Origin of the sequence: Caulobacter sp. UNC279MFTsu5.1 (genome assembly GCF_900114015.1) — a bacterium.
In the GTDB taxonomy this organism is placed as follows: Bacteria; Pseudomonadota; Alphaproteobacteria; order Caulobacterales; family Caulobacteraceae; genus Caulobacter.
In genome coordinates, this window is record NZ_FORN01000004.1 from 81645 (window position 1) to 105064 (window position 23420).

20 protein-coding genes are annotated in these 23420 nt (G+C 68.2%); 6 read left to right on the plus strand and 14 right to left on the minus strand.

What is annotated here, in order from left to right; all coding sequences use genetic code 11:
- Positions 1-9: 9 nt before the first annotated feature.
- Positions 10-963 (plus strand): endo-1,4-beta-xylanase, encoded by a 954-nt coding sequence (locus BM066_RS02845; RefSeq protein ID WP_369823221.1) that lies wholly within the window; start codon positions 10-12, stop codon positions 961-963.
- A gap of 225 nt (positions 964-1188) precedes the next feature.
- On the opposite strand, the gene BM066_RS02850 is transcribed toward BM066_RS02845, so the two are convergent.
- The 13 genes from BM066_RS02850 to BM066_RS02910 all read right to left on the minus strand — a co-directional run bounded on the left by BM066_RS02850 (position 1189) and on the right by BM066_RS02910 (position 15251).
- A complete protein-coding gene (locus tag BM066_RS02850) occupies positions 1189-1554 on the minus strand; it encodes a helix-turn-helix domain-containing protein (RefSeq protein ID WP_369823220.1) in 366 nt (121 codons plus the stop codon).
- Between the two features lie 178 nt (positions 1555-1732).
- The gene (locus tag BM066_RS02855; protein WP_089924209.1) at positions 1733-2137 is read right to left on the minus strand and encodes a DUF4282 domain-containing protein; all 405 of its coding nucleotides are present in this window, start codon (positions 2135-2137) and stop codon (positions 1733-1735) included.
- 114 nt (positions 2138-2251) lie between these two features.
- On the minus strand, positions 2252-2812 hold the full coding sequence (locus tag BM066_RS02860; RefSeq protein ID WP_089924211.1) for a superantigen-like protein SSL4: 561 nt from the start codon (positions 2810-2812) through the stop codon (positions 2252-2254).
- Positions 2813-2966: 154 nt separating this feature from the next.
- Positions 2967-5078: a flagellar biosynthesis protein FlhA gene (flhA, locus tag BM066_RS02865; protein ID WP_089924214.1), complete on the minus strand. Its 2112-nt coding sequence runs from the start codon at positions 5076-5078 to the stop codon at positions 2967-2969.
- Between the two features lie 130 nt (positions 5079-5208).
- Entirely contained in the window at positions 5209-6573 is a 1365-nt protein-coding gene (locus tag BM066_RS02870; protein ID WP_018061393.1) for a sigma-54-dependent transcriptional regulator FlbD, read from the minus strand.
- Between the two features lie 72 nt (positions 6574-6645).
- Positions 6646-6981: a flagellar motor switch protein FliN gene (fliN, locus tag BM066_RS02875; protein WP_018061392.1), complete on the minus strand. Its 336-nt coding sequence runs from the start codon at positions 6979-6981 to the stop codon at positions 6646-6648.
- Between the two features lie 5 nt (positions 6982-6986).
- Complete coding sequence (locus BM066_RS02880) at positions 6987-7628, minus strand: FliH/SctL family protein (RefSeq protein WP_018061391.1); 642 nt, start codon at positions 7626-7628, stop codon at positions 6987-6989.
- A gap of 12 nt (positions 7629-7640) precedes the next feature.
- A complete protein-coding gene (fliG, locus tag BM066_RS02885) occupies positions 7641-8657 on the minus strand; it encodes a flagellar motor switch protein FliG (RefSeq protein WP_018061390.1) in 1017 nt (338 codons plus the stop codon).
- A 3-nt stretch (positions 8658-8660) separates the two neighbouring features.
- A complete protein-coding gene (gene fliF, locus BM066_RS02890; RefSeq protein WP_018061389.1) occupies positions 8661-10307 on the minus strand; it encodes a flagellar basal-body MS-ring/collar protein FliF in 1647 nt (548 codons plus the stop codon).
- A gap of 249 nt (positions 10308-10556) precedes the next feature.
- The gene (gene sciP, locus BM066_RS02895) at positions 10557-10838 is read right to left on the minus strand and encodes a CtrA inhibitor SciP (protein WP_007675208.1); all 282 of its coding nucleotides are present in this window, start codon (positions 10836-10838) and stop codon (positions 10557-10559) included.
- A gap of 169 nt (positions 10839-11007) precedes the next feature.
- A complete protein-coding gene (gene flgE / locus BM066_RS02900) occupies positions 11008-12705 on the minus strand; it encodes a flagellar hook protein FlgE (protein WP_089924216.1) in 1698 nt (565 codons plus the stop codon).
- A 141-nt stretch (positions 12706-12846) separates the two neighbouring features.
- Positions 12847-13527: a flagellar hook assembly protein FlgD gene (locus tag BM066_RS02905; protein ID WP_018062204.1), complete on the minus strand. Its 681-nt coding sequence runs from the start codon at positions 13525-13527 to the stop codon at positions 12847-12849.
- Between the two features lie 11 nt (positions 13528-13538).
- Complete coding sequence (locus BM066_RS02910; RefSeq protein ID WP_018062203.1) at positions 13539-15251, minus strand: flagellar hook-length control protein FliK; 1713 nt, start codon at positions 15249-15251, stop codon at positions 13539-13541.
- Positions 15252-15654: 403 nt separating this feature from the next.
- Between BM066_RS02910 and flgK the strand changes: the two genes are divergently transcribed.
- The 4 genes from flgK to mnmA all read left to right on the plus strand — a co-directional run bounded on the left by flgK (position 15655) and on the right by mnmA (position 20722).
- Complete coding sequence (flgK, locus tag BM066_RS02915; protein WP_026176567.1) at positions 15655-17769, plus strand: flagellar hook-associated protein FlgK; 2115 nt, start codon at positions 15655-15657, stop codon at positions 17767-17769.
- Positions 17770-17778: 9 nt separating this feature from the next.
- Positions 17779-18702: a flagellin gene (locus tag BM066_RS02920; RefSeq protein ID WP_089924219.1), complete on the plus strand. Its 924-nt coding sequence runs from the start codon at positions 17779-17781 to the stop codon at positions 18700-18702.
- Positions 18703-18771: 69 nt separating this feature from the next.
- Positions 18772-19443 carry a hypothetical protein gene (locus BM066_RS02925; RefSeq protein ID WP_089924223.1) on the plus strand — a complete coding sequence of 224 codons (672 nt, stop codon included), beginning with the start codon at positions 18772-18774 and terminating at the stop codon, positions 19441-19443.
- 70 nt (positions 19444-19513) lie between these two features.
- Positions 19514-20722 carry a tRNA 2-thiouridine(34) synthase MnmA gene (gene mnmA / locus BM066_RS02930; protein WP_018062198.1) on the plus strand — a complete coding sequence of 403 codons (1209 nt, stop codon included), beginning with the start codon at positions 19514-19516 and terminating at the stop codon, positions 20720-20722.
- A gap of 267 nt (positions 20723-20989) precedes the next feature.
- Here mnmA and BM066_RS02935 read toward each other — a convergent pair whose 3' ends face one another.
- Positions 20990-22351 (minus strand): S41 family peptidase, encoded by a 1362-nt coding sequence (locus BM066_RS02935; RefSeq protein WP_018062197.1) that lies wholly within the window; start codon positions 22349-22351, stop codon positions 20990-20992.
- Between the two features lie 88 nt (positions 22352-22439).
- Between BM066_RS02935 and BM066_RS02940 the strand changes: the two genes are divergently transcribed.
- Positions 22440-23063 carry a winged helix-turn-helix domain-containing protein gene (locus tag BM066_RS02940; RefSeq protein ID WP_018062196.1) on the plus strand — a complete coding sequence of 208 codons (624 nt, stop codon included), beginning with the start codon at positions 22440-22442 and terminating at the stop codon, positions 23061-23063.
- The last annotated feature ends 357 nt before the right edge of the window (positions 23064-23420 follow it).

Sequence of the window (23420 nt, forward strand, 5' to 3'; positions counted from 1 at the left end):
CTGCCGCCGCTGAAGGCCGTCGCGCCGTTCCGGGTCGGCGCCTGCGTCCAGGCCCTGCACCTGGACGACCCGGCCCTGGCCGGCCTCCTGGCCCGCGAGGTCAGCCAGCTGACCCCCGAGTGGCAGATGAAGATGGAATACATCGTCCAGCCGGACGGGTCCTTCCACTTCGAGGCCCCCGACCGCATCGCCGCCTTCGCCCGCGCCCACGGCATGGGCCTGCTGGGCCACACCCTGGTCTGGTACGCCCAGGCGCCGGAGGCCTTTCAGCGGCTCGACGAGAACCGCATCGGCTTCGCCGACGCCTATCGCAACTACATCCTCGCCGTGGCCGGCCGCTATCGCGGCCAGGTGGTCGGCTGGGACGTGGTCAACGAGGCGGTGGCCGAGGACGGCGACGGCTGGCGCGACAGCCTGTGGGCCCAGCGCCTGGGCGCCTTCGAGCACATCGCCCTGGCCTATCGCACGGCCCGCGAGGCCGACCCGCAGGCCACCTTGCTGCTGAACGACTACAATCTCGAATACTATCCCAGGAAGCGCGCCACCTTCCTGAACCTGGCCGAGCGCCTGCTGGCCTCGGGCGCGCCGCTGACCGGCCTGGGCACCCAGATGCATGTGGCGGCCGACATCGCGCCGGGCGAGATCACGCGGATGATCCGCGACCTGGCCGGCCTGGGCCTGCCGATCCACGTGTCCGAACTGGACGTGTCGCTGACCCGCGCCGAGAACAAGCTGCTGTCCCGCACCGAGCTGCAGCGCCGCCAGGCGGCCGTCTACGCCGAGACCGCCGAGGCGTTCATGGCCCTGCCCGAGCGCCAGCGCTTCGCCTTCACCCTGTGGGGCCTGCGCGATCGCGATTCCTGGCTGACGGCGGAGAACGCCGCCGACGCTCCGGCCGCCTTCGACAACGCCGGCCGCCCCAAGGCCGGCGCGGCGGCCCTGGTCGGGGCGTTCAGGGGTTAGGGCGGATCGAGATTCAGCTGTCTCGGGCGACTCCGTCAGCACCCAAGGCCTTCGCCTTGATCCGTCATTCCCGCCCGTGTGGCGGGAATCCCTGGTTCAGCTGACGATGAAATGCCTTGGCGCGCCGGCGCGCCACGCCCCCGCACCTGCGGCGGACAGAGGGCTTCCCGCCACAAGGGCGGGAATGATGGACTCGTTGGGAGCGCGGCGGAAGGTCGCTCCGCCCTAAGCCTTGCTCGTCCCGCCCGGCTGGTCGTCATCGTCTTCGGCGCACAGCGTCTTGGCCAGGGCCAAGATCTGCCGGCGCTGGGCCGGCGGCAGCTGGGGCACCAGCGAGGCCAGCTCGACCCCCTCTTCGGTGGCCATGAAGCGGCGCACGGCCTCGATGCGCTTGTCGCCGTCGCCGTCCACCTCGGGCGGCATGCCCTCGAAGAACCAGGCCACCGAGGTCTGCAGGGTCACGGCCATGCCGTAAAGCTTGGAGGCGCTGACGCGGTTGGCGCCGCGCTCGTATTTCTGCAGCTGCTGGAAGGTGATGCCCACGCTGTCGGCCAGTTGCGTCTGGCTCAGGCCCATGGATTTGCGACGCATCCGGATGCGCGCGCCCACATGGATATCGACGAGGTGAGGTTCTTGATCGGCCAACGTGCGTCTCCAGGCGGAGACTCGACAGGTCTCCTGCCGCTTAGACGCCGAGGATGATCCTCGCCCTCAAGCTTTGCGATGAATTTTCGTAAACCGCGTTATTCGGTCGCAGGGATCGCCAGGCTCAGCCGATCGGCTTCTGGGCCGTCGCCTGAACCGGCGGACGGGTGGCGACGGCCACGGCGTGGTCGGCGTCGCTGGCCTGGCGCAGGGCGCGCAGGTCTTCGCTGATCCGGAAGATGGCGACATAGAACTCGCAGAAGGCGCGCCACAGCAGCACCATGGCGGCGGCGACCAGCAGGCCGGCGATCAGCACGGGAAAGGCCAGCAGCAGCGACTGCAGGCCGGGCTCCTTCAGCGCCAGGCCGACGGCGGCGCCGACCACCGAAAAGGCGAACAAGGCCACGACGCCCAGCCCGGCCCAGTAGATCAGGTGAATCACCGGCCCCGTGACGAGACGGTCGAACGTCAGCAAGTCCCAGAACAGACCGTTCGAGCCGCGCGCCTTGGAATTTCTGGCCGGAGCCATCCGACACCCCTCATGTCAGCGGGAGCTCCGCCGGGTACTGACGCCATCGCTAGCAGCGCGAAGCCCGCTCGGCAATGCCGAGCGGGCTTCGGATCGTCAGACGACGATCGTTGGTTATTGGGGCTTGGCGCCGGCCAGGGTGGCGTCGATCTGCGCCTTGGTGGCCGTGGTCTGCAGGCCGCCGGTGGCGGCGGCGCTGAAGCTGGCCTTGGGCAGGGCGAACTTCTTGTCGCCGCTGGTCACGACCACGTTGGTCGAGCCGTCGGCGCCGGCGGTGGTGCCGGCGATGGTGCCGACCACGGCGCCGGAGGGATCCTTGACCTCGGAGCCGACCTTCAGGTCCAGGGCCACATTGGCCGAGGACGGCGTACCCGCCGCGTCGGCGTCAGCCGCCGTGCCCGCGGTCCCGGTCGCGCCGGTCGGCGCGCCCGCGCCCGTGGCGGGGCTGGCGGGCGTGGCCGGAGAAGCCTGCGTGCCGGTTGAGGGCGACGCCGGCGTGGCTGGCGTGGCCGAGGTCGTTCCGGACGGGGTGGTCTGGGCGGACGGCATGGTGTGGCCCGAGGGCGTCATGGCGCCGGCGGCCGGAGTTCCGGTCGAGCTCGTCGATTGGGCGAACGCGGCGCCCGCCAGCGAAAGAGTCGCGGCGGCGGCGAACATGGCGATCTTGGTTTTCATTAGTAGCGCTCCGTCGTGAAGGCCCCCGCCTTACAAAACCGAACGCGACCTCTCGGCAACGGTTCCGAAATAATCAGTAACAACCCGTGACCATTTCTGGGCGCTTCCAGGCTTTTTCTAGGCGAGAGGGCCGAAAACTTGACCGTTGACTGACCTAGACCATGCCGACGGTGCGCAGGCGCGCGCGCGGATGGATTTCGTTCTGGCTCATCACCACGGTCTGGCCGCGGAAGCGCTCGATGATCGAACGGACGTAGGGGCGCACGCCGGGGCTGGTCAGCAGCACGGCGCTGTCGCCGGCCATGGCGGCGCGGTCGAAAGCGTCGCGCACGCCGCGGATGAAGTCCTGCAGGCGCGAGGGCGCCAGAGCCAGCTGCTTGTCCTCGCCCGGCCCGACCAGGGCCTCGGCGAAGGCCTGCTCCCACTCGGCCGACAGGGTGATGATCGGCAGCGCGCCGTCCTCGCCGCGATTGGCCCAGCACAGCTGGCGGCCCAGGCGGGCGCGGACCTGCTCGACCAGCTGGATGACCGAGGCGGTGTGCGGCGCGGCCTCGCCGATGCCTTCCAGGATCTGCGGCAGGTCGCGGATCGACACGCGCTCCTTCAGCAGGGCCTGCAGCACGCGCTGGATGGTCGTGGCGCTGACCACCGAGGGGATCAGGTCGTCGACCAGCTTCTTCTGGCCCTCGGGCAGGTCCTTCAGCAGCTTCTGCACCTCGGCGTACGAGAGCAGGTCGGCCATGTTTTCTTTGAGGATCTCGGTCAGGTGCGTGGTCAGCACGGTGGCCGGATCGACGATGGTGTAGCCGCGGAAGGTGGCCTCCTCGCGCATGGCCTCCTCCACCCAGGTGGCGGGCAGGCCGAAGGCGGGCTCGCGCACGTGCTCGCCCGGCAGCTCGACCTGGCCGCCGCGCGGGTCCATGGCCATCAGGCAGCCCAGGCGGACCTCGCCGGCCCCGGCCTCCATCTCCTTGATGCGGATCGCATAGCCCTGGTTGGCCAGGCGCATGTTGTCCAGGATGCGGACCGGCGGCATGACGAAGCCGAACTCGGTGGCCAGGGTCTTGCGCAGGGCGCGGATCTGGTCGGTCAGCTTGCGGCCGTCCAGGTCGTTGATCAGGGTCAGCAGGCCGTAGCCCAGCTCGATCTTGACGTCGTCGATGGCCAGGGAGGCGCTGATCGGCTCTTCCTCCGGCTCGGCGGAGGCTTCGGCCAAGGCCGCCAGGGCGGCGGGATCCAGCGGCTGCGGCTCCTTGGCCTTCTGCACGCGGCGATAGGCCAGGAAGCCCGCGCCGGCGGCCAGGGCCGCGAACGGGATGATCGGCATGCCCGGGATCAGGGCGATGACGCCGGAAGACGCCGAGACCATGCCCAGGGCGACCGGGTTCATGGCCAGCTGGGTGGTCAGGGCCTTGTTGGCGCTGCCCTCGACCCCGGCCTTGGACACGACCATGCCGGCGGCGATCGAGATGATCAGGGCCGGGATCTGGCTGACCAGGCCGTCGCCGATGGTCATGATGGTGTAGGAAGCGCTGGCCTCGCCGATCGGCATCTTGTGCTGGACGACGCCGATCAGGATGCCGCCGACGATGTTGATCGCGGTGATGATCAGGCCGGCGACGGCGTCGCCCTTCACGAACTTGCTGGCGCCGTCCATGGCTCCGAAGAAGGTGCTTTCCTGCTCCAGGTCCTTGCGGCGCTGCTTGGCGGTGTCCTGGTCGATCAAGCCGGTCGACAGGTCGGCGTCGATGGCCATCTGCTTGCCGGGCATGGCGTCCAGGGTGAAACGGGCCGCGACCTCGGCGATCCGACCCGAACCCTTGGTGACGACCATGAAGTTCACCACCACCAGGATGATGAAGACGATCACCCCGATGACGAAATTGCCCTGCATCATCAGGTTGCCGAAGGCGGCGATCACCGCGCCGGCCCCGTGCGAGCCTTCCTGGCCGTGGCCGAGGATCAGGCGCGTCGAGGCCACGTTCAGGCCCAGGCGATAGAGGGTGGCGACCAGCAGGACGGTCGGGAACGAGGTGAATTCCAGCGGCTTCTTGATCAGCACCGCCGTCATCAGGATCAGCACCGCGCCGGTCAGGGAGATGGCCAGCAGCAGGTCCAGCATGATCGCCGGGACCGGGATGATCAGCAGGACGATGATGCCCACGACGCCCAGGGCCAGTCCCATTTCGCCGCGCAGGATCCCTTCCCACAGCGACTTGGCGCTGGGGATCGAGGAGGCGGCCTTGGAGACGGCGGCGTCGGCCATGAAACCTTCGAGGCTGTTCAAGCTCTACCGCGCATGAAGCGATTTGCGCGCTAGTGCCATGTGCTTAATCGAAATTAGCCATGTCGGGCGCCGGACCGATGGTCGCGGGCGCCGAACACGGGTCTTCCGGTCAGGCGGCGGCCACGCCCCCCTGCGGCGGCGGCACCGAAACGCCGGCGTCCGAATATTCCTTCAGCTTGTTGCGCAGGGTGCGGATCGAGATGCCCAGGATGTTGGCCGCGTGGGTGCGGTTGCCCAGGCAGTGCTCCAGGGTGTCGATGATCAGCTGCTGCTCGACCTCGGCCACGGTCGAGCCGACGAAGGTGCGCGACACGGCGTCGGCCGCCATCTGGGCGCCGCGGGCCACCGCGACGTCCGGGGCCGGGGCCAGGGGCTGGCCGTCCGGCAGGCGGATGGCGAACTCCTCGATCTCGGCGCCCGGCGACAGCAGCACCGCGCGGTGCATGGCGTTCTCCAGCTCGCGGACGTTGCCCGGCCAGCGGTGGGCGATCAGCCGGCGCTTGGCCTCGGCCGAGATCGGCTTTTCCGGCAGGCCGTTGGCGGCCGAGTACTTCTTCACGAAGTGCTCGCACAGGGTGATCACGTCGCCCGGGCGCTCGCGCAGCGGCGGCAGGCGCAGGTTCACGACGTTCAGGCGGTAGAGCAGGTCCTCGCGGAACGTGCCGTCCTTCACCGCCTGGGTCAGGTCGCGGTTGGAGGTGGCCAGGATGCGGATGTCGACCTTGACCGGCTTGGAGCCGCCGACCCGGTCGATCTCGCGCTCCTGGATGGCGCGCAGCAGCTTGGCCTGCAGGCGGGCGTCCATCTCGCTGATTTCGTCCAGCAGCAGGGTGCCGCCGTTGGCTTCCTCGAACTTGCCGACCCGGCGGGCCACGGCGCCGGTGAAGGCGCCCTTCTCGTGGCCGAACAGCTCGCTTTCCAGCAGGTTCTCGGGGATGGCGGCGCAGTTGACGCTGATGAACGGGGCCTTGGCCCGGCGCGACTTGGCGTGGACGTAGCGGGCCATCACCTCCTTGCCCGAACCGCTCTCGCCGGTGATCAGGATCGAGGCTTCCGACGGGGCCACCTGGTCGGCCAGGCGCAGGACGTTCTCCATCGCCGGATCGCGGACGATCATCGGGCGGTTGTCGTCGGTGACGGCGGCCAGGACCGCGGCGATCAGCTCGGCGTCCGGCGGCAGCGGGATGAACTCCTTGGCCCCGGCCTTGATCGCCGCGGCGGCCCGCATCGGGTCGGCGTCGACGCCGCAGGCCACCACCGGCACCCGGATCCGCTCGGACTCGTTGGCGGCGATCAGGCCCGCGATGTCGAGCGTGTACTCGACCATCAACAGGTCCGCGCCCTGGCCGGCCCGCAGCGCGTGGGTCGCCGCCTCCGCGGTCTCGACGTGCGAGACCTTGGCCCCGGTGTTCATCGCCATCTTCACGGCGACCGAGAGCTGTCCGTTCAGTTTTCCGACGACCAGGAGGCGCATCGTTTTCTCTCCGTTGGGGCCTAGCGCGCCCCGTATTCCAACCGGTTAAGCTTCACTCGACGTCGCAGGCGGTCAGCCGGCGGCGTCGCCGTCCTTGATGATTTCCGTCATGGTCACGCCCAGGCGCTCGTCGACGACGACGACCTCGCCGCGCGCCACCAGGCGGTTGTTCACATAGATGTCGATCGCCTCGCCGACCTTGCGGTCCAGCTCGAGGATGCTGCCGGCCGACAGCTGCAGCAGCTGCGCCACCGACATGTGGGCCCGGCCCAGCACGGCGGAGATGTTGACCGGCACGTCGAACACCGGCGCCAGGTCGGAGGCGATCTTGTCGCTGAGTTCGACGGGCATCTCGGAGGCCAGCATGCTGCCGCCGAATTCGTCGAGGGTGAGGTTGTCTTCGGTCATGGCGGTCAGCTTTCGCTAGGCACGAGGGGTTCGGCGTGGAGACCCTCGGCCGCGATGGCGGCTTCGAGGGCTTGGGTGACGCGGGCGGCCGCGTCGTCGGGATTGAAGGCCGCGCGCCCGTCGCCCCAGTCGAGGAGGAAGGCGGCGGCCGGCACGGCGTCGGCCCGGGCGACGATCTGGCCGGGGAAGCCGATGGCCTGGGCCGTCTGCTCCAGGGCCGCCTGGGTGCGCTCGACCAGGTGGGCGGCGACGCGGACGGTCAGCTTGGGGCTGGCCTCGACCTCGCGGGCCAGGGCGACCAGGGCCGCCTGGGTCGGGGCCTCCGGGAACTGGTCCAGGGCGGCGTCGGCGATGGCCCGGCCGCAGGCCAGGGCCAGCATCGCCGAGCCCTCGCGGTGCTCGTGGGCCACGGCGGCCAGGGTCGAGAAGGCGCTGTGGATCGCCTGGCCGACCGTGTTCAGGGCCAGGGCGGCCTCGCGCTCGGCCTGGGCGACGGCCGACTGCTCGCCGGCGGCGTAGGCCTGGGCCTTGGCCTCTTCCATCTCTTCCAGGGTGAAGTTCTTCTTCACCCGCGGCGGCGCGCTCATGCCGCCGTGGTCGTCGAACACGGTGTCGAAGGTGAAGCGCTTGTGGGCGATGTCGGTCATTCAGCCATCCCCCTAGTAGATCAGTTCGTCTTCGGCGCCGGCGCCGGCCAGCATGATCTCGCCCTTGGCGGCCAGGTCCTTGGCGACCTGCACCATGGCGACCTGGGCCTGGTCGACGTCCTTCAGGCGGACCGGGCCCATGCTTTCCATGTCCTCGCGCATGATCTTCGAAGCGCGCTCCGACATGTTGGAGAAGAACATCTCGCGCAGCTTGTCCGAGGCGCCCTTCAGGGCCAGGGCCAGCTGTTCCTTGCCGGTGGCGCGCAGCAGGGTCTGGACGCCGCCCGGGTCCAGCTTGGACAGGTCCTCGAACACGAACATCAGGGCGCGGATGCGCTCGGCGGCCTCGCGGTTGCGCTCTTCCAGCGCCGCGATGAAGCGGGCCTCGGTCTGGCGATCGAAGTTGTTGAAGATCTCGGCCATCATCTCGTGGCTGTCACGCTTGGACGTGCGCGCCAGGTTCGACATGAATTCGGTGCGCAGGGTCTGCTCGATCTTGTCGAGGATCTCGCGCTGGACCGGCTCCATCCGCAGCATGCGGGTGACGCATTCCAGGGCGAAGTCCTCCGGCAGCGAGGCCAGCACGCGCGCGGCGTGGTCGGACTTCACCTTGGACAGCACCACCGCGACGGTCTGCGGGTATTCGTTCTTCAGGTAGTTGGCGAGCACCGCCTCGTTCACGTTGCCCAGCTTGTCCCACATGGTCCGACCCGCGGGACCGCGGATCTCTTCCATCAGCTGGTCGACCTTCTCCGGCGGCATGAAGGCCGACAGCAGGCGCTGGGTCTGCTCGTAGGAGCCCATGATCGCGCCGGTCGAGCTCATGCCCGAGACGAACTCGACCAGCAGCTCTTCCACGACCGAGGCAGAGACCGTGCCCAGGCCGGCCATGGCCTGGGAAACTTCCTTGATTTCCTCGTCGTCCAGGGCTTCCCAGATCGCGGTGTGCTCTTCGCCCAGGGCGAGCAGCACGATCGCGGCCTTCTCGGGACCGGCCAGCTTCTTGACGTCGTTGACGGAGGTCTTCATCGCCTACTCCGACTCGTGCAGCCAGGAGCGGAGGATCGCGACGGACTCGTCGGGGTGCTTTTCGACGAACTCCGAGACCCGCTTGATCGACGAGGCCTTCACCTGGCCCTCGATCTTGGCGATGTCGATGCGCTGGTCCATGTCGGCGGGACCGGCGATGGCGATCGGCTCGCCCGCCTGATCGACGATCACTTCCTGGGTCGTGCCGTCCGACAGGGTCACCATGCGGGTGATCTGCGGCGTGTTCAGCGCCAGGCCCAGCGGGGTCGGCGGCGGGCTCATCAGGCTCTTCAGGAACGGACGGACCGCGAACAGCAGGATCAGCAGGGCCACGATGGCCAGCACGCCCAGTTCGGCGATGCGCATCAGGTCGTTCTTGTCCATGCCGTCCAGCAGGCCGGCCTTGCCCAGGCCCTGGTCCTCGGGCTGCGGGAAGCGGACATTGACCACCGAGACCTGGTCGCCGCGGGCCTGGTCGAAGCCGACCGCGGTCTTCACCAGTTGCTCCAGCTGGGCCATCTCGGCGGCGGTGCGCGGGGTGTAGGCGCCCGGCTTGCCGTCCTTGCCCGGAGGGGCGGTGACGCCGTCGACGGCCACGGCGATGGCGACCTTGCGGACCTTGCCCGGCTCCTGGACGGTGGTCGTGGTGCTTTCCGAGATCTCGTAGTTGGTGACGCTCTCGTTGCTGTCCTGCTTGGAGCCCAGCGGCTGGAAGCCGTTCGGGGTCTGGCCCGGAATGTTCTGGGTCGAGGTGACGCCGCCGGTGTCGTCGTTCTTGGTCTCGCTGGAATTGTTGGCGTTGGTGCTTTCCGAGCGGATCACCTGGCCGTCCGGGTCGAACTTGCGTTCCTGGGTGGTGACGCGGTTCAGGTCGAGGTCGGCGGTGACGTTGACGCGCGCCTTGCCCGGGCCCAGCACGCCGTCGATCATGTCCTTGACCGTCTTGGCGATGCGGGCCTCGGCCTCGCTCTTGGCGTCCTGGGCCAGCTTGCCGGCCAGGCTCTCGTCGTTGCCGGCCGACAGGGTCTTGCCGTGCTGGTCGATGACGTTGACGGCGTCGGGCTTCATGCCGGCGACCGAGCCGGCCACCAGGTTCTGGACGGCGCGGACCATGTCGGCCGACGGCTCGCGGCCGGTGCTGATGGTGACCGCGGCGGTCGGCTTCTCGGCGTCTTCCTCGAACAGTTGACGCTTGGGGATCACCAGGTGGACACGGGCGGCGCGCACGCCGTCCCAGCCCTGGATCGTGCGCTCCAGCTCGCCCTGCAGGGCGCGCTGGCGGTTCAGCTGCTGGACGAAATCGGTCTGGCCCAGGGCGTTGCCGGTGTCGAAGATCTCGTAACCGACCGAGCCGGAGGTCACCAGGCCCTTGGTGAAAATCAGCTGGCGCGCGGAATTGACCTTGTCGCGGGCGACATAGATCGTCGAGCCGTCGGCCTTGGTCTCGTACTTGATGCCGGCCTGGTCGAGCGCCTGGGTGGCGGCGGCGGATTCCTTGGGGTCGACGTTCGACAGCAAGAGCTCGTTGGGCTGCTTGCTCATCATCATCATCACGGCGGCGACCACGGCGATCGCGCCCGCGGCGACGCCGATCAGGGCGGCCAGACGGCCGACGCCAAACCTTTGAATCGCGCTGAGGAACTTGTCCAACCTACGCCCTACCCCTGAACGGCGTCCCGAGAGGGGACGCCAGCCGCTGCGCGCCGGAGCACGCCGTCGCTAGGCAGGATTTACCCAGTGCAAGGTAAACGGGTCGTTTACAAAGGCCCCCTCCAAGGGGGACCCGGGGGCGCCAAAAGGTCGCGGCCGCGCCCCGGGGGGACGCGGCCGCTGAACTGTTCGACTGGACCGCCGAGGGCTCGAAAACCCTGGCGCGCCTTGGACTTCTGACGCCGCCGACTAGCGGTACTGCTGAAGCCGCGTGGTCCGCAGACCCGCCAGGCCGTGACGGTCGATCGATTGCTGCCACGCGAGGAACTCCTCGTTGGTCAACTTGTACCGATCGCACGCCTCGTCGAGCGAGAGGAGACCACCGCGGACGGCGGCCACCACCTCGGCCTTGCGCCGGATCACCCAACGCTGGGTTTCCGGAGGCGGCAAGTCGGAGAGAGTCAGCGGCGCGCCGGTCGGACCGATCACGTACTTCTCACCCCGGCTGTTCGTGCGCTGCTGCTGCAACATGGCTTTACGCCTTTCCCACAACCATCACTGTTGGAGAGGAATATACGCGCCGGGAAATAACAGGCGCTTAATTCCAATAGTAAAGAAAGACTGAAACACGAGGCTTTCTCCCTACTCCCGTGATGTATCAATGTGACACAGGACAATTAAGGTCAGTTAAGACCTGTAATTACCGTTTAATGCTCAGAAGCTCTTCTAGCATCTGGTCCGCGGTGGTGATGATCTTCGACGAAGCCGAATAGGCTCTCTGCGTCGTGATCAACCCCGTGAACTCGGTCGACAAGTCGACCGTCGAAGCTTCCAGCGTGGACGGAGCGATCACGCCCGCGCCCCCCTGCCCCGGAGTCTTCAAGCTATAGGTGCCGCTTTCGTTGGTGACGCGATATGCATTTCCGTTCACCCCCTTCAATCCGTTGGGGTTCGAGAAGGTGGCGACCGCAACCTGTGCGATCCGGCGGGTCACGCCGTTGTCGAAGATCGCCGAGACGTAGCCCTGGTCGTCGACCTCGATGTTGGTCAGGTTGCCAAAGGCCGTGCCGTTGGTGTTGACCGACTGGACCACCGACTGGCTGTTGTACTGGGTCAGGCCGCCGGCGGCGCTGGCCAGGTCGATCTGGATGTCCTGGGAGTCGATGCCCAGACCGTCGGCCCAGCGCGGGGGGGTCACGGCCGGCGGGGCCAGGTTGGCCACGGTCGGGTCCGAGGCGCCGATGTTGATCGCGGTCGGGGTGACGCCGCCGAACAGGTTGCCGACCGAGTTCAGCTTGCCGTCGGTGGTGAAGGTGATCTTGCCCGAGCTGATCAGGCCGTTGGTGTTGTTGTCCAGGTCGCCCGGTTTGGCGCGCAGTTCGGCGAACCATTCGTTGGGGCCCGGACCCTTCAGCAGCGACAGGGTGACCGTGCGCTGGCCGCCCTTGGAGTCGGAGACCGGGATCTGGATCTCGAAGTCCGGCTTGACGCCCGTGGTCGGATCCTCGGCGTAGTCAGACATCGAGCGGGTCGCCGGGTCGTAGGCGCCGCTGGCGATGGCGTCGGCCTTGGTGTTCACGCCCAGCTGGGCCTGGGTCACCGTCACGGCGGGCGGGCCCGCGGCGATCTGCACGTTCGGCGCCGTGCCCGGCAGGGTGGTGCTGAGCAGCGCGCCCGTGGTCGGGTCGTAGGTGTTGACCCCGGTCGCCACGGTCACGCCGGCCTGACGGACCTCGACGGCGTACTGGTTGCCGGTCCCCGTCGGGCTGTAATAGACCGAGAAGTTGCTGGTGGCGCCGCTGCTGTCGAGCACGCCGGTCTTGGCCGACACCGCGTTGGCCGCGGCCGAGACGGCCTGTTCCGAACGCAGGTTGGCGTTGACGCCGACCCGGGTGGTCTTCTCGGCGGTGCCGCCGACCGTGCCGACATTGATCGACGACAGCTGGGTCAGGTCCGACGGGTCGGGCGTGATCGTGCCGGTCACCGGGTCGGCCAGCCAGCCCTGCAGATAGAGGCCGGCGTCGTTCTTCAGATAGCCCAGGTTGTCCAGCTGGAACGAACCGGCGCGGGTGAACGAGCGGGTGTCGGTGGCGGTCAGGCCTTCCGGCTTCTCGGTGCCGACGAAGAAGCCCGAGCCGGCGATCGACAGGTCCAGGTTCGAGGTCGTGGCCTGGGTCAGGCCCTGCTGGCTGATGAACTGGTGGGTCTGGGCCTTGACGCCGCCGGCGCTGTAGGTGGCGTTCTTGCTCTGGGCGGTGACCAGCGTCGAGAAGTTGGCCGAGCTGCGCTTGTAGCCGACCGTGTTGACGTTGGCGATGTTGTCCGAAATCGCGGCCAGGGCCGACGAGTTGGAGATCAGGCCGGAGACCCCGGCGAGCATGGCGCTGTTGATGCTCATGACTGCGATCCTGCGATGAAGTTCAAAAACGAAAGGGTTTGAGGTTCAGCGCGGTTTGCGTTTGGGTCTCGAAATCCGGCGGAGCCGGGGGAGACCGCGACGGCGTCGTTCTGACGCCCGTTCATCTTGTCGCGACGACCGTCAGGCGGTCGTGGGATTGGTGACGCCGATCACGGAGTCGAGCGGGACCTTGGTGTCGCCGATCCAGACCATGTTGACGCCGCTCTCGTTGGTGACCTTGGTGACGACGCCTTCGATGCGTCCCTTGGCCGTGGTGGTGATCTTGCTCCCTTCGGCATCGGTGGCGGTCACCTTGATGGTGTATTCGCCGCCGTCGGGCTGCTTGGTTCCGTCGGCGCTCTTGCCGTCCCACTTGAAGGTGTGGTCGCCGCTCGACATGTCGTCGGGCAGGATCGTGGCGATGGTCTTGCCGAACTTGTCGACGACCTCGACCTTGACCCCGGTGGCCGCGCGGCTCTGGGTGTAGCTCCAGGTCGCCTCGCCGCCCTTGAGCACCGACTTGTCGGTCTCGGCGGTGACCTGCTTGCCCATCAGGTTGACGCCCTCGCTGATGCCGCCGCTGGTGTTCATGCCCACCAGGGCCGTCAGCAGGTCGTTGGTCACCAGCTGCTGCTCGACCCCGGTCATCTGGGTGATCTGACTGGTCATCTGGGTCGTGTCGGTGGGCGACAGCGGATCCTGGTTCTTCAGCTGGGTGGTCAGCAGCTTCAGGAAGGTCTGCTCGTTGTTGGCGAGCGAGTTCCGGGAGTTGTTGATCTTGTCGAGGGTGGCGTTGCCGGTGCTGCCGGTGGCGGTGACCATGGCGGGCTCTCCTAGATTCTGACGTCGACGCCGCTGCTCTCGGCGACGCGGAGGCCGGGCAGCAGGGCGGACGGGGACAGGGTGGGGATTTCCTCGCCCAGCGCCGATCGGAAGGCGCGGCCTTGGAAAGCCTGACGGCCGTTCTCGCCGTCGTGGAAGTTGAGGAAGGCGTTCTGGCCCTGGCCACCGCCCTGGTTCTGGCTCGAGCTGTCGAAGCTCAGGGCGTTGTCGGCGACGTTGAAGCCGGCGGCCGCCAGGGCCTGGCGCAGCTCGCCCGACTTGCCGCGCATGTCGGCGGCGGCGGCCGGGTTGTCGAAGTTCAGGGCGGCGGTCAGCTTGCCGTCCTTGGCGATCTCGATGCGCACGTCCACGCGCCCCAGGCCTTCCGGCTGCAGCACGACGTCGAAGCGGCTGGTCTTGCCGACCACCGCCTTGCTGGCGATCTCGGTCGTCAGGTGGTTGACGGTCTCCGGTCCGGCCTTGGGCAGTTGAGCCGCGACGATCGGGGCCGGCGCGGCGGCCGTGCCGGGGGCGACGAAGGTCGGGGCGGCGGCGGGAGTCTCGGCGGCGACGGCGACCGGCGCGGCGTCCTTCGAGGCCGAGCTCCGAGCGCTGGCCTGGTCCTGGGCGCCGTCGCCCATCGCGCCTTCGCCCGTCGTCGCGGCGTGGGCCGGGGCGGCGACCTGGCCGTGGGCCGGCTCGGCCGCGGGGGTGGCCACGGCCGCCGCGACGGCGGTGGCCGTGGTGGAGGCGGCGGCCTTCGGTTCGGCGGCCTTGACCACCTTGGCGGTCACCGCGGCGACTTCCGGCGCGGCGGACTGGACGGCGGCGGCCTGGACAGGCGCGGGTTCAGCGAGGTCGGCGGCCGACGCGGCGGCGGCTTCGGCGGCCGGAGCCGTCGGCGTCGCCGCGGCCTGCGGGGCCTGGGCGGTCGGGGCGGCGTCGGCCTTGGCGGCCTGCGGGGCCCCGGTCGTCTTGGACTTGGCGGCGGCCGCCGCAGCGGCGGCGAGCTCGGCGGCCGAGGCCGCCGGCGTTTGCGGCAGGTCGAGGGCCGGAGCGGTTTCGGCGGCGTCGGTGGCCAGGGCGGCGGCGGGAAGGGCCGACGCCAGCGCCTGCGCATCCTGGGCGACAACCGGGGCTGGGACGGTTTCGGTCGCGACGGTCTGTATCGCTTGAGACGCCTGGGCGGTCTGGCCGGCGGTCGCGGCGGCGTCCGCCACGAGCTTGGGCGTCTCGGCCGTCGGCGCCTGCATGGCGGCGATCAGGGCGGCGGCGGCCAAGGCGGCGGCGTCGGCCTGGCCGGTGGCCGCATCGGCCGCTTGGTTATCGGCGGCGGCGACGGCCTGGTCCTTGCTGTCGACCTTGCCGTCGGCCGGCTGAGCGTCCGGGGTCTTGCCCGCGGCCTGGGCGTCGGCGGCCTGGGCGGGCGCCTTGGCGTCGACGGCCTTGTCGGCGGCGTCCGCGACCTTGTCGGCCTTGGCGGCGGCGGCGCGGGCGACCGTCTTGGCGCCGGACGCCTTGTTGTCCCGCGCCCGGTCCGCGGCCCTTTCGGCCGAGGTGTCGGCGTCGCGGGCGTCTTGCGTCGAGGCCTTGTCGTTCGAGGCGCTCGCGCTTCCGGCCTGGGCCAGCAGCGCGCCGAAGCCTTCGGCCGCGTCCTTGTCATAGCCGCCGGCGAGGGCCGGGGCCGAAGGCAGGACGGAAGCGGGGGCGGCGATCGCGGTCATGCGTCGATGAAGTCCACGGCGGATGGCGGCCCGAAAAGGACACGCCTTGATCCGGACTTCCCTGAGCAACCGCCGGGCCAACTCGCAAACTCGCACTAACTATTTGTTTTATTTGATATTAATCTTGCATTTACACCTTCGGATAGGCCGACCACGGCGCTTTTTGCCGGGCTGAACGGGGCGGAAAGGGCCAGGCTTGCCGCGTCGTCGCGCCCCACCCGCAGTTGGCGCCCTCCTTGCGCATGGGTTTCTGTCGCTCGCTCGACGTCAGGAACGGATCGCCATGAATTTCAATGGCTTGCACATCGCCACGGGGGAGCAGCCCCGCTACGCCCGGCAGTTTTCGCCGGGCAAGGTCGCGTCGCGCCGTTCGTGGTTTGCCGAGCAGGCCGGAGAATAGACCATGTCGTTGAACACCATCTTGAACGTGGCGACTTCGGGGATGATGGCGGCCCAGACAGGCCTTCGCGTCACCTCCGACAACGTCGCCAACATCAACACCGCCGGCTATGTCCGCAAGACGATCGCCCAGTCCAACCTGGTGTCGAACGGCATGGGCGTGGGCGTCAACATCGACGCCATCAAACGGGCCACCGACAAGTTCATGGCCGCCGCCAGCCTGAACGGCGCCTCGGACGCCGGCCGCACCAGCGCGGTCGCCACCGCCATGGACAACGCCCAGAAGCTGTTCGGCGACCCCAGCGACAAGACCAACTTCTTCGCGACCCTGGACAATGTCTACGCCGCCTTTTCCATGGCGGCGGACGACCCGTCCTCGACCCTGCTGCGCAGCAGCGCCATCACCAAGGTCGAGGACTTCCTCGGCGAGAGCAAGCGCATCACCTCGTCGCTGTCGAGTCAGATCAAGGACACCGACAACCGCATCGGCGCCGACGTCGACCGCGTCAACGACCTGCTCAAGCAGATCGACGCCCTGAACGTCGACATCACCCGCGCCAAGATGGCGGGCGCCGACGGCACCGGTTCGGAGAACGTCCAGAGCGGACTGATCAACGAGCTGTCGACCTACATGAACATCCAGGTCAGCGACCGCGCCAACGGCGGCGTCATGGTCCGCTCGGCCGAGGGCGTCACCCTGGCCGGCAACGGCCCGGCCACGGTCACCTACAACCAGTCGGGTCCGGCCAACGGCTATCTGACCGTCGTCACCGCCAACAGCGGCGGCCAGGTCATGCCGCTGGCCGTCAGCAACGGCGAGCTGCAGGGCCTGCTGGAGCTGCGCAACAAGGAGCTGCCCAACCTTTCCGACCAGCTGGGCGAGTTCGTCAGCCGGGCCGCCGAGGAACTGAACCGCGCCTCGAACGCCTCGAGCTCGGTTCCGGCGCCCAACAGCATGACGGGCAAGGACACCGGCCTGGACGCCAACACCGCCTTCGCCAACTTCACCGGCAAGACGACGATCGCCATCACCAACGCCGCCGGGGCCATCGTCCAGCGCGTCGACGTCGACTTCGGCGCCGGGACCATGACCGTCAACGGCGCCGCCGGCCCGGCCTTCACCAACACCAACTTCCTGACCCAGCTGAACACCGCCCTGGGCGGCACGGCCACGGCGGCCTTCGCCAACGGCCAACTGAGCCTGAACACTACGACCTCGACCAACGGCGTCGCCATCGTCGACGACGCCACCACGCCCTCGACCAAGGCCGGCAAGGGCTTCAGCCAGTACTTCGGGCTCAACGACATCGTCCGCTCGGACGGCTACTCGCCCTACGAAACCGGCATGGTGGCCAGCGACCCCAGCGGCTTCACGCCCGGCCAGACCATCACCCTGCGCCTGACCGACAGCGAGGGCAGCCGCATCCGCGACATCGAGGTGACCATCCCCACCGGGACCGGCTCGATGCAGGAAACCATCGACGCCCTGAACTCCCGCAATTCGGGCGTGGGCCTCTACGGCGCGTTCGCCCTGGGCTCGAAGGGCGAGCTGACCTTCACCCCGAACGGCGCCACCCCGGTCAGCCTGTCGGTGGTCGAGGACACCACCCAGCGCGGCGTCGGCGGTCCGTCGCTGAGCCAGCTGTTCGGTGTCGGCATGAGCGAGCGCAGCACCCGCGGCGGCCTGTTCAAGGTGGATCCGGCCATGGACGCCAATCCGGCCAAGCTGCCGTTCGCCAAGCTGGACCTGACCGTGGCGGCCGGCGTCCCGGCCCTGGCGACCGGCGACGGCCGCGGCGCCCTGGCCCTGGCCAAGGCCGGCGACACCGCCACCAGCTTCGCCAACGCCGGCGACACCGCCGGCTCGAAGAAGACCGTGCTGAGCTACGGCGCCGACTTCAGCGGCTCGATCGCCCGCAAGGCCGCCGCCGCCACCAGCCGCAAGGAAGCGGCCGACTCCGTCAAGACCGAGGTCGACGCCCAGCGCCAGTCGCAGGAAGGCGTCAACCTCGACGAGGAACTGGTCAATCTGACCACCTACCAGCAGGCGTTCAACGCCTCCGCCCGCCTGATCCAGGCGACGAAGGACATGTTCGATGTCCTCACCAACATAGCTTGAGGTTAAGCCATGACCCGCGTCTCCACCTCCGGCAATTTCGGCGTAATGACCAGCAACCTGATGCGCGCCCAGGTGCTGCAGAACGTCGCCGGCGAACAGGTCTCCAGCCAGAAGAACGCCAACGACCTGAAGGGCTACGCCAAGAACGCCGAGGTCCTGACGGCCATGAAGACCGCCCAGGCCAAGGTGGCCGGCTTCCTGGACCAGACGACCCTGGTCTCCAACCGGCTGGACGTGCAGGACATCGGCGTCGGCCAGGTCGCCGACGCCACCCAGGACGCCCGCGACGCCATCGCCAACGCCATCGCGGCCGGCAGCGCCGAGACCCTGATGCAGCAGCTGAACGGCGCCTTCGGCGACGTGGTCCAGGGCCTCAACAGCAAGTTCAACGGCCGCTACGTGTTCGCCGGCGCCAAGTCCGACACCCAGCCGACCACGGCCACCAGCATGGCCGACCTGACCGCCGGCCCGCCGATCGCCACGCTGTTCCAGAACGACCAGTACATCACCAGCAACCGCGTGGACGACACCACCTCGGTCGACACCGGCCAGCTGGCTGACAAGCTGGGCACGGGCGTCTACGGCGCCTTCCAGCAGGTCCAGGCCTATGTCGACGCCAACGGCCCGTTCACCGGCAAGCTGACCCAGGCCCAGAGCGACTTCCTCAAGGGCCTGCTGCCGACCTTCGACACGGTCAAGACCGGCCTCACCACCGCCCAGGCCCAGAACGGCCTGAACCAGAAGCGCTTCGAGACCGCCAAGACCGAGCTGTCGGACCAGGCCGACACCCTGAGCACCATGGTCGGCGGCATCACCGACGTCGACATGGCCGAGGCGATCACCCGCCTGGAGTCGGCCAAGCTGGCCGTCCAGGCCTCGGCCCAGGTGTTCGCGAGCCTGCAGAACTCGTCGCTGCTGAACGTGCTGAAGTAGGGGGCGGAACCCTCTCAAAGGGTCAAGGCGGGCCTGGCGTTTCGGCGATCGCACGCGCACTCTGGCCGCATGCTCAAGGTTGCGTGCTCCGTCATTCTTCTCGCCCTCGCCTGCGGGCCCGCCGTCGCGGGCGGACCGGCGCGCCACGTCGTTCGTCCCGAGGGCTGCGCGGTTCCCAAGGGCGATCAGGTCCAGCCAGCCGAGTTCGGGGCGACCGAATGCTTTCCCTCGCCGGACGGCCGCAAGTTGGTAGTCGTTCGCGGCGGCCGCATCAGCGTCGATGACGGGGTCAGGACGACCGCGGCCGGCGTGATCGACTATGGTCGTCTGATCTGGAATCCGGCTTCGACCGGTTTCATCGTCTCCGACAACGCCGGCTCCGGACAGACCAGCTATCTCAGCTATGTCGACCTTCGACAGTCATCGCCGCACCGGATCAAGGCGCTGCGATGGACGGCGGCCAAGCAGTATGTCCGGCGCTTCAAGTGCGGCGGTCCCGGCGTCTACGTCCATTCCTGGTTCGACAGCTGGCAGGACGCCGATCACGCGAGAATTTTTGTGATCGAGGGCGTTCACAGCGAAGGCTGCCGCTATCCGGAGGACGGCGAGATCGGGATCGGTGTCGTCGGCGACCCCGTGACCGGCCGGATCGATAAAATCCTGACCGAGACGCAGGCCCGGACGGCATGGTGCACGCCGGGCCGCCGCGACGAGAGCGCCCTTTGCAACACCGCCCCCTAGGGCGCGCGCTCGCGAACCGCGACACGCCGCGACATCCGCAAACCTCGCAAAACCAGCCATAACTCGCTATATGGCCGCGATGGACGCCGACACCGCCCTCTTCGCCCCTGCCCCCTCCGCCCTCGACCGCGCCGTCGAGCAGGCGCGCGCGGCCGTGGGCCTGCCGGTCGGGACGCGGATCGTCGCGGCGATGTCCGGCGGGGTTGACTCCACGGTGACCGCGGCCCTGCTGGCCAAGGCCGGCTACGACGTGGTGGGCGTCACCCTGCAGCTCTACGACCACGGCGCGGCGATCTCGCGCAGGGGCGCCTGCTGCGCGGGCCAGGACATCCTGGACGCCCGCATGGCGGCCGAGCGGATCGGCATCCCGCACTACGTGCTGGACTACGAAAGCCGCTTCAAGGAACAGGTGATCGAGGACTTCGCCGACGCCTATCTGCGCGGCGAGACGCCGATCCCCTGCGTGCGCTGCAACCAGACCGTCAAGTTCCGCGACCTGCTGGACGTGGCCCGCGACCTAGGCGCCGAGGCGATGGCCACCGGCCACTACGTGCAACGGGCTTTCGCGAGCGGCGGCAACCGCCCGCAGCTGCGTCGCGCCGCCGACCCGGCCAAGGACCAGAGCTATTTCCTGTTCGCCACCACGGCCGAGCAGCTGGACTTCCTGCGCTTCCCGCTGGGCGGCATGGACAAGCCGACCGTGCGCCAGGTGGCGACCGAACTCGGCCTGGCCATCGCCGACAAGCCCGACAGCCAGGACATCTGCTTCGTGCCCGAGGGCAAGTACACCACGGTGATCGACAGGATCCGGCCGCAGGGCGCCCTGCCCGGCGACATGGTGCACCTGGACGGCCGCGTGCTGGGCCGCCACGAGGGCGTCACCCGCTACACCATCGGCCAGCGCCGAGGCCTGAACGTCGCCGTGGGCGACCCGCTGTTCGTGGTCCGGATCGACGCCGACAAGCGCCAGGTGATCGTCGGCCCGCGCGAGGCCCTGTTGACCCGGGCGCTATCGCTAAAGGAAGGCAACTGGCTGGGCGTCGAGGACAGCCTGGAGGCCGCCGCCGCCGCCGGCGCGCCGGTGCTGGCCCGCGTGCGCTCGACCCGCGAACCCGTCCCGGGCCGCCTGGCCCTGGTGGACGGTGAACCGCGCCTGGTGTTCGACGGGCTGGAAGAAGGCGTCGCCCCCGGCCAGGCCTGCGTGCTGTACGATCCCGCCGATCCCGAGCGCGTGCTGGGCGGCGGCTTCATCGTCGCGACCGAGCGCGCGGCGACCTAGGGCGGCTGGGCCAACACCCAAGCCCTCCGCCTTGATCCGTCATCCTCGGACTTGTGGCGGGAATCCCTGGTTCAGCCGACGGGCAAGCGCCTTGGCGGGCTGGCGCGCCACACGCTCGCACTTGCGGCGGCAAAAGGGATTCCCACCACAAGGGCGGGTGTTCACCGAGACCGACAATTCCTCGCAGTAGCGATCTGAATGTCTGTTCGCCGACAGGACGCTGGGGCGGACTACGGCCCTACTCGGACCGTAGCAAGTGATCTGGAGTTACTGTGTCGGGAGTGATGGCAGGTCATTCGAACCCAGCAGCGCATCTACTGCAGCCTCCGGGTGGAGCGGGTTGTCGGGAATGAGCAGGTCGGGCTCGATATAGGTGGGCGTCGCCGTTCCCGAGGGGCGGTCGAGCACAAACCGGGGATAGAATAGCAGAAGGCCGGTGTTTGGCAGGCGGAGGCTCTGAACGCCGCCCGACTGGCGTGCGCGGACCGCACCACCTACCCCGGCGACCTTGGCGAAGCGGTAATCTTGGACCACGTTGCTGAAGAGCACGGCGGAGGAATAGGTAAGCGGGCCGACCAGCACATACACCTCTCCCGCGAACCGTAGCGGCTCATCGGCCGGCGGCTTGGCTGCGGTCTCGATCACGCCGGAGACGATCTGGCCGGCGACCTCGCCAGGCGCATTCGGTTGAAGCACCCGCTTGATGTATCGTGAGCCATGCTTGTAAGGCCGGTTAGCGATGTAGCGGAGCAAACCGTCGCGCCACATGTCATCATCCCCGCCGCCGTTCTGGCGGATGTCGATGACCAGCCGGGGCGCGCCCGCCTTGGCGATTCTCGCAAAGCAATCGTGAGTAAAGTCAAAGAACTTCCCCTTGTCCGGCCATGAAAACGCAGCGGCTGTCAGGACGGCTCCTTGCTTACTCACATCGCATTTGTACGTGCGTTCGAAGCTCGCCTCCTCCTGCAGGATGGCCGGCGTCTCGCCGCTGCCCACTATGGTCTGGCGGCCGGCGGCGGCCAGGTCGATGTCGAACGCGACCGGCGATCCGTAGACCTTGGCGTAGAAGAGCCACCAGCGCTTGGCCAATAGAGCGGATCTGGATGCGGGAGTGTCGCCATGCGCGCGCGCCAACAACTCCCTCACCAATGGGCCCACGTCCTGCCCGTTGATGCGCCGAATGCGTTGGCCGGCGAACGGCGTTGGCGCACCGCCCAGGGCGGAGACGACCCGCAAAACGCCATGCGTGTCGAGACTGACCTCGAAGGGGAAGAACACATTGCCTTCAGCCTTCGCCTGGGCGCTCTCCTTCCGCCAATTGGGCAGGCCAATGAAAAGGTGGCCATCCGCGAGCACCGGATTGAGCCGCGCCAGCGCAGACCAGGCCTGCGCTTGAGTCATTGGACGGCCCAGCTGGCGGTCGATCCGCCGCGCGGCGCGCTCCAGCTGTAGCTTACTCACCGAATGGGAGAGGTCTGGATGGTTCCGCTCGATTGTGTCGACCGCCAGCCGCAGGTCGGCCCGGAGACCGGCGACGGAGATCGGCGCCTCCGCCGCCATGGCCGAACCGCCCACCAGAGCCGCAGCGACCAGGGCCAGACCCAGCCGCCTGAAGAGATGTGTTTGCAAAACCCGTTCCTGATTCCGACGGCGACGAGCTTGCCGACACGCCCATGTGTTGAAATAATACCAGTGAATTTCAACAAGAGTCCATGACGTGGTTGAATCGTTCGGTCAGCGCGCTGTTCGCGACCCGGCGCAGATCCGGCTTCTGAGTTCGGCCGTGCGGCAGGAAATCGTCGACACGCTGGCGGCCCTGGGCGGCGAGGCGAGCGTTGCGGCTATGGCGGCGCATCTGGGCCGACCGGCGGACGGCCTCTACTACCATCTGCGCGCACTGACCGATGGCGGGCTGGTGGAGGAGGTTCCCGTCGCGAGCAACGACGAGCGCCGCTATCGACTGGCCGGCGAGGGGGACGGCCCATTGCGGCTCGCCTATGACCTAGGGCCACAGGGTAATGGACGCGAACTGGGCGCATTCGCCGACGCGCTCCTACAGATCGCCGCCCAGGACTTCGAGGCAGCACTGACGTCCGAGGAAGTTCTGACCGAGGGACCCGAACGCGAACTTTGGGTTTCCCGCAACAAGGGCTGGCTGAGCAAGGAGGATATACGGGAGGTCTCAAGGCTGCTGGAGCGGCTCAGCGCGCTGACCAGCCAGCCTAGGGCGCTCGGACGCGAACGGCTATTGAGCTTCGCCTTCGCCCTCGCGCCGCTCTGCCCACGCTCCAAGCGCCGGCCAAAGGCAGCCGAACGGCGAGATCCAGGCGCAGCAGGCTAGGCCGATATTTTGGATTCAAGGCGCGAACGTTCCGCAACCCGCCACCTCAAACAGATGATCACCATTTTCATTGTCGATGCCGGCGACCGACCTTTGCCGGTGTCGGTCTATCCCCGTCATTTCAGGGCGAGAATGACGGACTCGTTGGAGAGCGCGGCTGAATTTCGATCCGTCGCAGGCCCTGCCCCTCCCGACTCGCTCGGCCGGGCCTTCGCCCCCAGGCGGATTTCGCCCCTCAAAGGGCCTTATGCACGCTAAGGGTGCACAAAGCCCTCAAACGCCTGAAAGACGTTATTTCACGCGATTATTTGACATCGATGACAAAAAATCAGGTCCAACTCAGGACGTGCAGCAAAA

Bases quoted from the DNA above. Each gene is read 5' to 3' on its own strand.
- flgK (WP_026176567.1), top strand. From the start codon at position 15,655: ATGTCGTTGAACACCATCTTGAACGTGGCGACTTCGGGGATGATGGCG.
- BM066_RS02910 (WP_018062203.1), bottom strand. From the start codon at position 15,251: ATGACCGCGATCGCCGCCCCCGCTTCCGTCCTGCCTTCGGCCCCGGCC.
- BM066_RS02870 (WP_018061393.1), bottom strand. From the start codon at position 6,573: ATGCGCCTCCTGGTCGTCGGAAAACTGAACGGACAGCTCTCGGTCGCC.
- fliN (WP_018061392.1), bottom strand. From the start codon at position 6,981: ATGACCGAAGACAACCTCACCCTCGACGAATTCGGCGGCAGCATGCTG.
- flgE (WP_089924216.1), bottom strand. From the start codon at position 12,705: ATGAGCATCAACAGCGCCATGCTCGCCGGGGTCTCCGGCCTGATCTCC.
- flhA (WP_089924214.1), bottom strand. From the start codon at position 5,078: ATGGCCGACGCCGCCGTCTCCAAGGCCGCCTCCTCGATCCCCAGCGCC.
- BM066_RS02855 (WP_089924209.1), bottom strand. From the start codon at position 2,137: ATGGCTCCGGCCAGAAATTCCAAGGCGCGCGGCTCGAACGGTCTGTTC.
- BM066_RS02925 (WP_089924223.1), top strand. From the start codon at position 18,772: ATGCTCAAGGTTGCGTGCTCCGTCATTCTTCTCGCCCTCGCCTGCGGG.
- BM066_RS02850 (WP_369823220.1), bottom strand. From the start codon at position 1,554: ATGCGTCGCAAATCCATGGGCCTGAGCCAGACGCAACTGGCCGACAGC.
- BM066_RS02905 (WP_018062204.1), bottom strand. From the start codon at position 13,527: ATGGTCACCGCCACCGGCAGCACCGGCAACGCCACCCTCGACAAGATC.
- BM066_RS02880 (WP_018061391.1), bottom strand. From the start codon at position 7,628: ATGACCGACATCGCCCACAAGCGCTTCACCTTCGACACCGTGTTCGAC.
- BM066_RS02860 (WP_089924211.1), bottom strand. From the start codon at position 2,812: ATGAAAACCAAGATCGCCATGTTCGCCGCCGCCGCGACTCTTTCGCTG.
- BM066_RS02920 (WP_089924219.1), top strand. From the start codon at position 17,779: ATGACCCGCGTCTCCACCTCCGGCAATTTCGGCGTAATGACCAGCAAC.
- mnmA (WP_018062198.1), top strand. From the start codon at position 19,514: ATGGCCGCGATGGACGCCGACACCGCCCTCTTCGCCCCTGCCCCCTCC.
- fliG (WP_018061390.1), bottom strand. From the start codon at position 8,657: ATGAAGACCTCCGTCAACGACGTCAAGAAGCTGGCCGGTCCCGAGAAG.
- sciP (WP_007675208.1), bottom strand. From the start codon at position 10,838: ATGTTGCAGCAGCAGCGCACGAACAGCCGGGGTGAGAAGTACGTGATC.